This window comes from Methylomonas rivi, from assembly GCF_024505165.1.
Taxonomy (GTDB): Bacteria; Pseudomonadota; Gammaproteobacteria; order Methylococcales; family Methylomonadaceae; genus Methylomonas; species Methylomonas rivi.
Window position 1 is genome coordinate 1 of the sequence record NZ_JANIBK010000117.1, and the last position, 12,807, is coordinate 12,807.

General features: G+C 56.7%; 11 protein-coding genes and 1 pseudogene. 9 read left to right on the forward strand and 3 right to left on the reverse strand.

Annotated features, from left to right (window positions below):
* The 7 genes and pseudogenes from NP596_RS16215 to bfr form a co-directional block, all read left to right on the forward strand.
* Positions 1-968: amidase family protein (locus NP596_RS16215; protein WP_256616431.1), on the forward strand; the 968-nt coding region annotated here is incomplete at its 5' end.
* A gap of 13 nt (positions 969-981) precedes the next feature.
* The gene (locus tag NP596_RS16220; RefSeq protein ID WP_256616432.1) at positions 982-1,584 is read left to right on the forward strand and encodes a Uma2 family endonuclease; all 603 of its coding nucleotides are present in this window, start codon (positions 982-984) and stop codon (positions 1,582-1,584) included.
* An 18-nt stretch (positions 1,585-1,602) separates the two neighbouring features.
* A complete protein-coding gene (gene gatB / locus NP596_RS16225) occupies positions 1,603-3,042 on the forward strand; it encodes an Asp-tRNA(Asn)/Glu-tRNA(Gln) amidotransferase subunit GatB (protein ID WP_256616433.1) in 1,440 nt (479 codons plus the stop codon).
* A 233-nt stretch (positions 3,043-3,275) separates the two neighbouring features.
* The gene (locus NP596_RS16230) at positions 3,276-3,536 is read left to right on the forward strand and encodes a hypothetical protein (RefSeq protein ID WP_256616434.1); all 261 of its coding nucleotides are present in this window, start codon (positions 3,276-3,278) and stop codon (positions 3,534-3,536) included.
* Between the two features lie 89 nt (positions 3,537-3,625).
* A pseudogene (locus NP596_RS16235) lies at positions 3,626-4,209 on the forward strand (alkaline phosphatase D family protein).
* A 76-nt stretch (positions 4,210-4,285) separates the two neighbouring features.
* Positions 4,286-5,527, forward strand: coding sequence for a glycerophosphodiester phosphodiesterase (locus tag NP596_RS16240; RefSeq protein ID WP_256616436.1), 1,242 nt, complete (start codon positions 4,286-4,288; stop codon positions 5,525-5,527).
* Positions 5,528-5,716: 189 nt separating this feature from the next.
* A complete protein-coding gene (gene bfr, locus NP596_RS16245; protein ID WP_256616437.1) occupies positions 5,717-6,184 on the forward strand; it encodes a bacterioferritin in 468 nt (155 codons plus the stop codon).
* 505 nt (positions 6,185-6,689) lie between these two features.
* Here the strand turns inward: bfr and NP596_RS16250 are convergent.
* The 3 genes from NP596_RS16250 to NP596_RS16260 all read right to left on the reverse strand — a co-directional run bounded on the left by NP596_RS16250 (position 6,690) and on the right by NP596_RS16260 (position 9,371).
* Entirely contained in the window at positions 6,690-7,043 is a 354-nt protein-coding gene (locus tag NP596_RS16250) for a hypothetical protein (protein WP_256616438.1), read from the reverse strand.
* Positions 7,044-7,134: 91 nt separating this feature from the next.
* Complete coding sequence (locus NP596_RS16255) at positions 7,135-8,274, reverse strand: DEAD/DEAH box helicase (RefSeq protein WP_256616439.1); 1,140 nt, start codon at positions 8,272-8,274, stop codon at positions 7,135-7,137.
* A 242-nt stretch (positions 8,275-8,516) separates the two neighbouring features.
* Positions 8,517-9,371 carry a PA4780 family RIO1-like protein kinase gene (locus tag NP596_RS16260; protein ID WP_256616440.1) on the reverse strand — a complete coding sequence of 285 codons (855 nt, stop codon included), beginning with the start codon at positions 9,369-9,371 and terminating at the stop codon, positions 8,517-8,519.
* Between the two features lie 195 nt (positions 9,372-9,566).
* Here NP596_RS16260 and NP596_RS16265 point away from each other — a divergent pair, with 195 nt between their 5' ends.
* Positions 9,567-10,283 carry a YebC/PmpR family DNA-binding transcriptional regulator gene (locus NP596_RS16265; RefSeq protein WP_256616441.1) on the forward strand — a complete coding sequence of 239 codons (717 nt, stop codon included), beginning with the start codon at positions 9,567-9,569 and terminating at the stop codon, positions 10,281-10,283.
* A 229-nt stretch (positions 10,284-10,512) separates the two neighbouring features.
* Entirely contained in the window at positions 10,513-12,663 is a 2,151-nt protein-coding gene (locus NP596_RS16270) for a dihydrolipoyl dehydrogenase family protein (RefSeq protein WP_256616442.1), read from the forward strand.
* Positions 12,664-12,807: the final 144 nt, after the last annotated feature.

Below are 12,807 nucleotides of genomic sequence, written 5' to 3' on the forward strand. Positions count from 1 at the left end.
TGACGCCGGCCGCTACCGGCACCGATACCGGCGGTTCGATACGGCAACCGGCGGCTTTTTGCGGCATCACCGGTTTGAAGCCTACCTACGGCCGAGTGTCCCGCTACGGCATGGTCGCCTATGCTTCCAGTCTGGACCAGGGCGGTCCCATGGCGCGCAATGCGGAAGACGCGGCCTTGCTGCTGCAGGTGATGGCGGGTTTCGATGCCAAGGATTCCACCAGCGTCGACCAGCCGGTGCCGGATTACAGAGCCGGCCTTAACGACAGTTTGCAAGGTTTGAAAATCGGTTTGCCGAAGCAGTTTTTCAGCGCCGAGCTGGATGCGGATATGGCAGCGGCGATTCAGGCGGCGGTCGACGAATACCGCAAACAAGGTGCGGAAGTCAAAGAAGTGGACATGCCCAACCTGAAGCTGGCGATTCCGGCTTATTACGTGATTGCCTCGGCGGAGTGTTCGTCCAATCTGTCGCGTTACGATGGAGTACGCTTCGGTTATCGCTGCCAAAATCCCGAGGATTTGACCGACCTGTATACCCGTTCGCGCGGCGAAGCTTTCGGCGCCGAAGTCAAACGGCGGATTCTGATGGGCACCTATGCGCTGTCCGCCGGTTATTACGATGCCTATTATTTAAAGGCGCAACAAGTGCGCCGCCTGATCAGCGACGATTTCAAACGCGCTTTGTCGGAAGTCGATGTGCTGATGGGGCCGGTTTCGCCCGGCACAGCGTTCCGTATCGGCGAAAAGACCAGCGACCCCGTCCAGATGTATTTGGAGGACATTTACACCATCGCCATCAATCTGGCCGGTTTGCCGGCCATGTCGGTTCCGGCCGGCTTCGTCGACGGCATGCCGGTCGGCTTGCAGGTGATCGGGAATTATTTCAGCGAAGCTAAATTGTTGAACGTTGCGCATCGTTACCAGCAGACGACCGACTGGCATTTGCAAATACCAAAAGGCTTCGAATAACACGGGAGGCAACATGGCGCCTATCACGCAATTATCGCAACTCGACCCCAACGGTACCTACAGCTATGCCGATTATTTGACCTGGCAGCTCGAGGAATCGGTCGAGTTGATCAAGGGCAAGATCATGGCGATGTCGCCGGCGCCAAGTAGAAAGCACCAAACGGTAATCACCAATCTCGGTGGCAAGCTTTATCAGTTCTTTCATAAAAAGCCGTGTAATTTGTTTTACGCGCCATTCGACGTCAAACTATACGACCGCCGCAAATCGCTGCTTAAAAATGGCGAAGCCTTTAGCGTCGTGCAGCCCGATTTGTGCGTGATCTGCGACAAGGACAAACTGACCGAACAAGGCTGCGATGGCGCGCCGGACTGGATTATCGAAGTCTTGTCGCCGGGTAATAGTCGCAAAGAAGTTCGCCTGAAATTCGATTTGTATGAAGAAAGCGGCGTCGGCGAATATTGGCTGGTATTCCCCTACGAACAAATCGTCCAGCAGTTCGTGCTCGACGATAACGGTAAATACCAATTGCGCGCATTGTATCCCGGCAACGAAATCGCCATTCCGCATTTATTCCCCGACCTGCAAATCGATCTGAACGACGTTTTTGCCGAATAAGCTAAAAGGAAATCAAGCATGAACTCACAATGGGAAGCCGTCATCGGCCTGGAAATCCATACTCAACTATCCACCAAATCCAAAATCTTCTCCGGCGCCTCGACTGCGTACGGGGCCGAGCCCAACACCCAGGCCTGCGCGGTCGATTTGGGTTTGCCGGGCGTGCTGCCGGTGCTGAACAAGGATGCGGTACGCAAGGCGGTAACCTTCGGCTTGGCGATAGACGCCGAAATCGCTCCGCACTCGGTGTTCGCCCGCAAGAACTACTTTTACCCCGACCTGCCGAAAGGCTACCAGATCAGCCAGTTCGAACTGCCCATCGTCGGCAACGGCCATCTGGACATCGAAGTCGACGGCGTCGAAAAACGCATCGGCATCACCCGCGCCCATCTGGAAGAGGACGCCGGCAAATCGCTGCATGAAGACTTTCACGGCCTGACCGGCATCGATTTAAACCGCGCCGGCACGCCGCTCTTGGAAATCGTTTCCGAGCCGGACATGCGTTCGGCCAAGGAAGCCGTGGCCTACATGCGTAAACTGCACGAACTGGTGCGCTATCTGGAAATCTGCGACGGCAACATGCAGGAAGGCTCGTTCCGCTGCGACGCCAACGTCTCGGTGCGTCCCAAGGGCCAGAAAGAATTCGGCACCCGCGCTGAAATCAAGAACATCAACTCGTTCCGCTTCGTCGAAAAAGCCATCAACCACGAAATCGAGCGCCAAATCGACGTCATCGAAGGCGGCGGCAAAGTGGTTCAGGAAACCCGTCTCTACGACGCCAACAAGGACGAAACCCGTTCGATGCGCAGCAAGGAAGAAGCCAACGACTACCGCTACTTCCCAGATCCCGACCTGTTGCCGGTGGAAATTGAACAGTCGCTCAAGGATGAAATTCGCGCCACGCTGCCGGAATTGCCGGATGCCAAAAAACTGCGGTTTCTCGAACAATACGCGCTGGATGCGGAAAGCGCCGCGACGCTGACTTCGTCACGCGAACTGGCCGATTTTTACGAAGCCGTCGTCAAGGCATCGGCTGGCGAAGCCAAACTGGCCGGCAACTGGATGACCGGCGATGTACTGGGCGCCTTGAATAAGGCCGGCCTGGAAATCGGCGCTTGCCCGGTCAGTGCCGAACGCTTGGCCGGCCTGCTGAAACGCATCGCCGACAACACCATTTCCGGCAAAATCGCCAAGCAGGTGTTCGACAAACTGTGGAACGGTACGGAGACCGCGGATGAAATTATCGAAAACGAAGGCTTGAAGCAGATCACCGATACCGGCGCCATCGAAGCCATCGTCGACAAAGTGATTGCCGCCAACCCGGTTCCGGTCGAACAATATCTGGCCGGTAAGGACAAGGCGCTGATGGCGCTGGTCGGCCAGGTCATGAAGGAAACCCAGGGCAAGGCCAATCCCGGCGATGTGAATAAGATGTTGATAGCGAAGTTAAAAGGCTAAAAGCGTGCCTAGGCCGCCATGCTCAAGCCGCCGCGCCGAGGCTGCGGATAAGGCTCGCGTAATTCCCGGCTGGGATTACCCGATAGCCTGACGGATTTATGCCTCGGTTTTTTTGGGTTTTACCTTCGCTTAAAACAATCGCCGTCAAAAAACCTTAATCTAAAGGTAATCATGCTGTCATAGCTTGCTCGCTACAATGTCGGCTCCATCGTCAACAGCGGGGAGTCCACGCTATGCTCGGATCGAGTTGCTCGGTTGCTTACCGGCTCATGGGCCGTTTCGGCGGCATGAAAATTTACGAAACCATGCGCCGGAGGCAACCGCGGTTTTTTATCGAAAGCGGCGATAGTCTTTATTCGGACGACCCTATCAAAGCCGAGGTAATCGCCGAGAGCGGCCAGGTCTGGACTAACCGGGTCAACGCCGGCAGTCGGCAAGGTGGCGGAAAGCCTGGCCGAATTCCGCGTCCGCTACAAATACAATCTGCCGGATGAACATATCCGCCGTTTCAATGCCGAGGTGCCGCTGCTGGCGGCGCGCGCTACCCAGGCCTTCCGCGAATACGCACCGCTGCATCCGCATGATGGAAGAATCGGAGCGTATTTACCGCAAAATCGCCTACGGTCCCTTGTTAGACGTATTTGTGTTGGACATGCGCAGCTATCGCGGGCCGAACACGGCTAATTTGCAGGCGGCGGAAAGCCGGGAAACCGCCTTTTTGGGCGAGGCTCAATTGGCCTGGCTGCAACGCGAATTGCAAGCGCCCGCCTGTTGCAGTTTATCAAGCATAAACATTTCGACAATATCGTCTGGTTGGCGGCGGACGTGCATTACGCCGCCGCGCATTATTACGACCCCGAACAAGCGGCCGGCGCCGATTTTCCCTGTTTGGGAATTCGTTTCCGGCCCGTTGAATGCCGGTTCGTTCGGTCCCAACTGTATCGATGGCACCTTCGGGCCGCAAGCGGTGTTCGGCAAGGTCCCGGAACCCGGCCAAGCCAACCTGTCGCCGTATGCCGGTCTGCAATTCTTCGGCGAGGTGAATATAGACAGGCGCTCCCAAGCCATGACGGTCGAATTAAAACATATCACGGCGATACGGTATTCGAGAAAACCCTGCCCGCAGCGGCTAAAACCGGGAAAGGGCGCGCAAGGGGCCGCGACTAAGCCCTTTCTCCCCGGCTTGCCGGTACGGCCCGATTGCGAACCGGCATAATACTCAACTATTCAAAGGACATTCAGCATGCTACATTCGTTATCTAAAATCGCGCGGACGGCCCTGGCTGCCGCTGCATTGATCGCCATGCAAACGCCTGCCCAAGCGGAACCTCACATGCAGCATTCGCCACTCGTCATCGGCCACCGCGGCGCCTCGGGTTACCGCCCGGAACACACGCTGGAAAGCTATGCGCTGGCGATCGAGCAGGGTGCCGATTTTATCGAGCCCGATCTGGTTTTGACCAAAGATAAACACATGATTGCCCGCCACGAACCGATGATAGGCGCCACTACCGACGTGGCCAGCCATCCGGAATTCGCCGGCCGCAAAACCAAACGCATGGTCGATGGGGTGGAGTACGACGACTGGTTCGCCAGCAATTTCACCCTGGCGGAGATCAAAACTCTGCGCGCCGTGCAAGCCCGCGCCGGCCGCGATACCCAGTACGACGGCTTATTCCGGATTCCGACCCTGGATGAAGTGATTGCTCTGGCGAAAAGCCAATCCAGGCAAACCGGCCGCGGCATCGGCATTTATCCGGAAATCAAACACTCCACTTATCACGCCACGTTAAAAAACGCACAGGGCCGCTTGGCTTTCGGCGGGCATTATTTCGAAGACCGCTTGTTGAAAACCCTGCATAAAGCCTACGGCAACAGCAGCTGCGCGCCGGTATTCATTCAATCGTTCGAAGTGGGCAACCTGCAATATTTGAGCAAGAAGACCCATATCCGCCTAGTGCAATTGGTGGATGCCGACGATGTCAACGCCGACGGCTCGCTCTCGCTGGTGCCGCCTTATCGGCAACCTTACGATTTTGTAGTTAACGGCGATGCGCGTACTTTCGGCGACTTGGTGACCGAACAAGGTCTGGCGTTCGTGGCCGGCTATGCCGACGCCATCGGCCCCTGGAAGCCGTATCTGGTTAAAACCGTGGCGGACGGTGTCGATCGCGACGGCGACGGCAATATCACCGTCAACGACCGTCGCGTCGACGGCAGTACCGGCGTAATCGAAACGGCCCACGACAAAGGCCTGCTGGTGCATACCTGGACATTCCGTAACGACGCCGGCGGTTACGGTTTTGCCGACCCGCGCGAAGAAATGACCTATTACTTCGATCTGGGGGTGGACGGTTTGTTTACCGATTTCGCCGACACCGGCGTCGCCGCCCGCGATGCATCGGTTAATGCCGGCGAGGCCGGGCACCTGAAACAGTGCGGCCGCCGGCACAAGTCGTTCCATAAAGGCCGGTATAAAGATTGAGATTGTCGGGGCGGGTTGCCGGCCGCTCCGGCTCTCCCGGAAGCAGGCCGGCAACGGCGCCCTTATCGAAGCTATTTCAAATTGCGGACGGGCTCCGTATGCCCGGATATGCAAATAGGCGTAAACAGCAATTGAGCCCCGGCGGGCGTTAGGCTAGACTAACAGCTATTTTTACCGGGGAATTCGATCATGAAGGGCAACGACCAAGTCATCGCGCAGTTAAATGAATTGCTGGCGGGGGAACTCACCGCTATCGACCAATACTTTATTCATTCCAGAATGTACGAAAACTGGGGCTACGGCAAATTGTACGAGCGTATCGCCCACGAGGTGCAGGACGAAACCCAGCACGCGGATGCGTTGATCAAACGCATTCTGTTTTTGGAAGGTACGCCGGATTTGTCCAAGCGCGAGCCGTTGCATGTCGGCCGCACCGTTCAGGAAATGCTCAAAAACGATCTGGCGGTTGAATTGAAAGTGGTGAGCGATTTACGCCGGGTGATGGGGTTTTGCGAATCGGTGCGGGACTACCAGACGCGGGAAATATTACGGGTGATGCTGGAAGATACCGAGCACGATCACGCGCATTGGCTCGAACAGCAATTGGGTTTGATCGAAAGCATAGGCCTGCAAAATTATTTACAGGCGCGGATGTAAACCGTTGGGCCGGTCGAGAAACGGCTAAACTCATAACGCCAGCCATAACTTGAGGCAAAAAAGAAAAACGTAGCCCGGATAAAGCGAGGCGGAATCCGGGATGTCGTGGTCTGCAACCCTGGATTCCATTTCATTGCATCCGGGCTACGCCGGCTTCTACTTTTCGTCAGATTACCTGAGCCACATTACCTAAAGCCGTCATTCTGGCATGGATTGCCGAAATCCAGACTCCAGGGATAGTGCGAAGCTTGCCATCCATGGCATTGGATACCTGCTTTCCGCGGGTATGACGGGCTGGCGGATAATCAGATCCAGTTGACCTGAATGGATAACGAGATCGTTGGAATGTCGGCAAATGAACCTAATTTAGACATAGCCGGCAAATAAAGGCGAAGGGCGGAAAGGGGGAGCTTGCTCTGTCAGTCTTCACCAAACATAAAGCTTCCAAATGTCCGCTCAGGCCGATGGCATTAATGCCGGCAATCTGGCTCTCGGATGCACCCGTTTATTCGGGCGGTGTCGCCTTACGCTCTGTTGCCTTGTTTGGGCTTCGCCTCTTTTGGCGTTGAGCCAGGAAATAGGTAAAGCCGGATAGGGTGCCGCTGGCTGTCGCCAACGAGCCGAGCAGGGGCGCCATGCGGACGATGAAAGGCTCGTCGGTAATGCCCAGCCACACTCCCAGCGCGTCCAGTCCGGTCGGTTCCGCCAATACCGCGCCCGCCGCCGCTAGGCCCGCAAGAATACCCGTTGCCATTGATATATGTTCGACCCTGGCCGCGATGGTTTCGTGATTCATGCCGCTCAATAAAATACGCTGAAAAATTAGCGCGTTTTTACCGATGCGGAGTTTGTCCGTCAAGTTTTACATCAGCGTAGGCAGCGAAGGCCCGGTTGGAACGGGGCGCCGGCTGTTATGAAAATTGTTAACCCCGGGCGTTTATCGCCAAGGTTCAGGCCGAGGCAAATCCGTCTACCTGTTCGCGGGGTATTTGGGCGCCGATGAGTTTTTCGACCAGCCGCAAGGCTTGATATTCGTCCTGAGACACCAGCGACACCGCTTGGCCGATTTTGCCGGCCCGCCCGGTTCTGCCGATGCGGTGCACGTAATCACTGGAAGAGCGCGGCAGTTCGAAATTAACCACATGCGGCAATTGCGCGATGTCTATGCCGCGCGCGGCCACGTCGGTGGCCACCAGCACCCGAATCTCGCCGGCTTTAAAGCCTGCCAGGGCGCTGGTTCTGGCGCCCTGGCTTTTGTTGCCGTGGATGGCGGCAGCCTTGATGTCGGCGGTGTTGAGTTTTTCGGTGAGTTTGTTGGCGCCGTGTTTGGTGCTGGTAAACACCAGCACTTGCTGCCAGTTTTTGGATTTGACCAAATGGGTCAGCAAGGCGGTTTTGGCGGTTTTATTCACCGTATAAACCAGTTGATCGATGGTTTCGGCGGCGGAATTTTCAACCGCCACTTCGATTTTGACAGGGTTAACCAGCAGGTCGCCGGTCAGTTTGCGGATGTCGGCGGAAAATGTGGCGGAAAACAACAGGTTCTGCCGTTTTTTCGGCAACAGGGCCAGAATTTTGCGGATGTCTCTGATAAAGCCCATATCCAGCATGCGGTCGGCTTCGTCCAGTACCAGCATTTCGACCTTATCCAGTTTGACGGCGTTTTGGCCGACCAAATCCAACAACCGGCCCGGGGTGGCGGTTAAAATATCCACTCCACCGCGCAAACGCATCATTTGCGGATTAATTTTCACGCCGCCGAACACCACTTCGGATTTTAAGCGCGGATGCTGATGGGCGCCGTATTTCAGCACCGATTCGCCGACCTGGGCGGCCAGTTCGCGGGTGGGTGTTAAAATCAAAGCCCGCACCGGACGATCTCGCCCATAACTGGTTTGCGCCAAGCGCTGTAAAATCGGCAAGGTAAAGCCGGCGGTTTTGCCGGTACCGGTTTGGGCGGCGGCCAATAAATCGTGGCCGGTTAACACGGCGGGTATGGCTTTAATCTGAATGGGCGTGGGCGTGGTATAGCCGGAAGCGGCGATGGCTTTTAATAAAGCCTCGGATAAACCGAGATGGGAAAATGGCATTAAGAATCTCAAAAGGAAAAAGAAGCGGAGTAGCGTTCAAATCCTTTATGCGATCTTGACGTTTGTCCGGAATGTAAGGGATGACATAGTGACTATGCGTTTCCAATCAGCAGTCTATCACGGTAAGCATATATACGATTAGAAAAATCCCGGCAACACAGGTTTATCCTGTTCTTGCCGGAAAGATAGCCGCGGGTTGGCTTATCCTATTGCCGAGGTCCGCGCTATTTTGCGATACGGCCTCAAGACGTGGGGACTGTCTCCAAATACCGCTTCCTCGCCTCGTTTTCCTCGCGCGCGGCGTCAATCTCCCGCACGACGCTATGCACGTCCGCCGGCCGGTTGCTTTCCTCGAAAAAACCGGTCAACCGGGTTTCCGGAAGCAGGTCGCCGCTTTGATAGAGTGTCCACATTTCCTTGCCGTAGGCGGTCGTCAACAACTCGGGCGCGAAGCGGCCGAAGTAAGCCGCCATGTTGGCCACATCCCGTTCCAGCATCATGCGGGCACTATTGTTGCCGGCGGCATCGACAGCTTGGGGCAAATCGATAATGACCGGACCGTCCTTATCGACCAACACGTTGTATTCGGACAAATCGCCGTGCACCAGGCCATCGCAAAGCATGCGGACGATCTGGGCAATCAGGAATGCGTGGTAAGTTCTGGCTTGTTCCGCCGTCATTTCGAGATCGTTGAGCCGAGGTGCCGGTTGACCGTCCGCGTCGGTAACCAACTCCATTAACAAAACGCCGTCGATAAAATTATAAGGCTTCGGCACTCTGACGCCGGCGGCATCGAGGCGATACAGCGCGGTCACTTCGGCGCTTTGCCATGCCGATTCCTGTTCCTGGCGGCCGTAGCGGCTACCTTTTTCCATGGCGCGGGCCCGGCGGCTGTTTCGCACTTTTCGGCCTTCCTGATACAAAACGCTTTGCCGGAAACTACGCTGATCGGCTTCTTTATAAACCTTGGCGCAACAGGTTTCCATGCCGCGGCGAACCACGTACACGGCTGCCTCCTTGCCGCTTTTTAGCGAGCGCAGCACTTCATCAATCAAGCCGTTTTCAATTAAAGGTTCGAGTCTTTTGGGTGTTTTCATGGCCGATATTATGCCGTAGTTGCGGAGGATGACATACCCGCTTGGAGCCGTCGTGCGGATATTTATTTCGCCGCAACGAAAAAATCCTCTAACCAATCTACATTACAGGTCCACGCCAACGCGATTAAAAATTGTTCTCCGAAAATACTTGCCTGTAAAATTCGGGCTTTTATTTTTCACTGGAGCAATAACCCAATGGGTAGAGCCTATCAAAACCGTAAAGTATCCATGGCCAAAACGGCGGATGCCAAGACCAAGGTCTACAGTAAATACGGCCGGGAAATTTATGTCGCCGCCAAGGCGGGAGGCATCGACCCTTCCGGCAACCTGGCTTTACGGGGCTTGATCGAAAGGGCCAAGAAAGACCAGGTGCCCAGCCATGTGATCGAGAAAGCCATCGACAAGGCCAAGGGCGGCGGCGGGGAAGATTTCGCGCCGGCGCGCTACGAAGGCTTCGGCCCCGGCGGCTGCATGGCCATTGTCGAGTGCCTGACCGATAATCCCAACCGCACCTTCGGCGATGTGCGGCTATGCTTTACCAAAACCAAATGCAAAATCGGCACCCAGGGCACGGTCAGCCACATGTTCGATCATGCCGCCATTCTGGCATTCAAGCACACCGATGAAGACGCGGTGCTGGAAGCCTTATTGGCGGCCGATGTCGATGTCACCGATATCGAGAGCGAGGACGGTAAAATTACCGTCTTCACGCCGCAGGCCGACTATTTCAAGGCCAGGCAGGCGTTAACGGACCTGTTGGGCGAGGTCGATTTCGAGGTCGATGAAATTCAGTTTCTGCCCAAGGGCAGCACTCCCATCAGCGGCGACGACGTGGTGTTGTTTGAAAAGTTCCTGGATATGTTGAACGATCTGGACGATGTGCAAAACGTTTTTCACGATGCCGAATATTGAACAGCGGTTGCCGCCGGCCCGGCCCAGATTATCGCCGGGCACCCATGGTATTCGCGGGCCGGTCTACCTTTTACGACATTCCGGGATGTAAGGAAAACCGGTTTCAGGCGACCAAACTGCATCTCTCGCCGGTTTTAAGGAACTTTAGCATGCCAGAACAGCCAACCCGATGCAGACACTTTGATACGCCGAGGCCGGCAAACCGCCGGCCCGCTAACGGGAGGACGATATGAATAGGTCCAGAATCGTTGTATTCGCGCTGATCGCCGTTTCGGTCGCGGTATTTTTCGCCTTCGGCCTGCAGCAGTATCTGACGCTGGATAGCCTGAAAGCCCAACAGGCCGCCATCGCCGACTATCGGCAGCAACACCCGGCGCTGGCCGTTTTATGGTACGGCGCGCTGTACGTGGGCGTGACGGCTCTATCCCTGCCGGGAGCCGCAGTGTTGACGTTGGCCGGAGGCGCGGCGTTCGGACTGTTTTGGGGCACGCTGATTGTTTCCTTTGCCTCCAGCATCGGGGCGACGCTGGCGTTTTTGGCGGCGCGGTTTTTACTGCGGGATTGGGTCAAGTCCCGCTTCGGCAGCCGTTTAGAGGCCATGGACGCCGGCGTATCGCGCGACGGCGCCTTCTATTTATTCACCCTCCGGCTAGTGCCGTTGTTTCCGTTTTTCATGATCAATCTGGCGATGGGTTTGACGCCGCTTAAAACCCGCACCTTTTATTGGGTCAGCCAGGTAGGGATGCTGGCCGGCACGCTGGTGTACGTCAATGCCGGCACCCAATTGGCCAAACTGGATTCTTTATCCGGTATTTTGTCGCCGGCATTATTGGCCTCGTTTGCCCTGTTGGGCCTGTTTCCGCTGTTGGCCAAGAAAATGCTGGATTCCGTGCAAGCCCGTAAGGTCTACCGAGGCTGGCGCAAACCGGCCCGCTTCGACACTAATCTGGTGGTGATCGGCGCCGGCGCCGGCGGCTTGGTGTCGGCCTATATCGCCGCCGCGGTAAAAGCCAAAGTCACCCTGGTCGAACAACACAAAATGGGCGGCGACTGCCTGAACACCGGCTGCGTGCCGTCCAAGGCGTTGCTACGTTCGGCCAAGTTTCTGTCGCACGTCAAACGGGCCGCCGAATTCGGTATCGACAGGGCGGAGGCGGATTTCGATTTCGCCGCCGTGATGGAGCGGGTGCAACGGGTCGTCAAAACCGTCGAACCGCACGATTCCGTGGCGCGCTATACCGAATTGGGCGTGGACGTCATCCAAGGTACGGCCAAAATCGTTTCGCCTTGGGAAGTGGAAGTCGGCAGCGGCGACGGTGTGCGCACCATCAGTACCCGTTCGATTGTCATCGCCGCCGGCGCCCGGCCGTTCGTGCCGCCGATTCCCGGCATCGAAAAGGTCGGCTATCTGACTTCGGATACGGTCTGGACGCTACGCGCATTGCCCGAACGGCTATTGGTACTGGGCGGCGGCCCCATCGGTTGCGAACTGACTCAAGCCTTCGCCCGCCTCGGCAGCCGGGTCGTCCAAGTGGAAATGGCCCCGCGCATCCTGCCGCGCGAAGACCCCGAGGCGTCCGAACTGGTCAAGGCCCGTTTCGAACAAGAAGGCGTGGCCGTGCGCGTCAACCATACCGCCAAGGAATTTACGGTGGAAAACGGCGAAAACATTCTGCTGGCCGACTGTCAAGGGCAAACGGTCAAGATAGCCTTCGACCAAGTGCTGGTGGCTATCGGCCGCGCCGCCAACCTGCAAGGTTATGGCGCCGAAGCGCTGAACATCGCCTTGTCGCCGCGTAAAACCATAGACACCAACGCCTTTCAACAGACCAATTATCCGAATATCTTTGCCGTCGGCGACGTGGCCGGACCGTACCAGTTTACCCACACCGCCGCCCATCAGGCTTGGTATGCGGCGGTGAACGCCTTGTTCGGCTCCTTCAAGATGTTCCGCGCCGATTATTCGGCGATTCCTTGGTCGACCTTCACCGAGCCGGAAGTGGCCCGGGTCGGGCTGAACGAGCAAGATGCCCAAGCCCAGGGCATCGCTTACGAGGTTTCAAGCTATGGCATGGCCGACCTGGATCGCGCCATTGCCGATAGCGAAGCACACGGTTTCGTCAAAGTCTTAACCCGGCCCGGCCGGGACAAAATTCTCGGCGTCACCATCGTCGGCGAACATGCCGGCGACCTGATCGCCGAATTCGTGCTGGCCATGAAGCATAACATCGGCCTGAACGGCATTCTCGGCACCATTCATATCTACCCGACCCTGGCCGAAGCCAACAAATACGCGGCCGGCGTCTGGAAGCGCTCGCACGCGCCCGAGATGCTGTTGCAATGGCTCGGCCGCTATCACCGCTGGTTGCGCCATCGCTAAACCATGCCGCCGCAAATCAGCATTATCATTCCCGTAGTCAACGAAGCCGCGCAGCTTGCCGGCAGCCTGCAACCCTTGCAAGCACTGCGGGACTGCTGCCAATTGATAGTGGCCGACGGCGGCAGCGACGACGGCAGCCCGGCC

Bases quoted from the DNA above. Each gene is read 5' to 3' on its own strand.
- NP596_RS16220 (WP_256616432.1), top strand. From the start codon at position 982: ATGGCGCCTATCACGCAATTATCGCAACTCGACCCCAACGGTACCTAC.
- gatB (WP_256616433.1), top strand. From the start codon at position 1,603: ATGAACTCACAATGGGAAGCCGTCATCGGCCTGGAAATCCATACTCAA.
- NP596_RS16230 (WP_256616434.1), top strand. From the start codon at position 3,276: ATGCTCGGATCGAGTTGCTCGGTTGCTTACCGGCTCATGGGCCGTTTC.
- NP596_RS16240 (WP_256616436.1), top strand. From the start codon at position 4,286: ATGCTACATTCGTTATCTAAAATCGCGCGGACGGCCCTGGCTGCCGCT.
- bfr (WP_256616437.1), top strand. From the start codon at position 5,717: ATGAAGGGCAACGACCAAGTCATCGCGCAGTTAAATGAATTGCTGGCG.
- NP596_RS16255 (WP_256616439.1), bottom strand. From the start codon at position 8,274: ATGCCATTTTCCCATCTCGGTTTATCCGAGGCTTTATTAAAAGCCATC.
- NP596_RS16260 (WP_256616440.1), bottom strand. From the start codon at position 9,371: ATGAAAACACCCAAAAGACTCGAACCTTTAATTGAAAACGGCTTGATT.
- NP596_RS16265 (WP_256616441.1), top strand. From the start codon at position 9,567: ATGGGTAGAGCCTATCAAAACCGTAAAGTATCCATGGCCAAAACGGCG.
- NP596_RS16270 (WP_256616442.1), top strand. From the start codon at position 10,513: ATGAATAGGTCCAGAATCGTTGTATTCGCGCTGATCGCCGTTTCGGTC.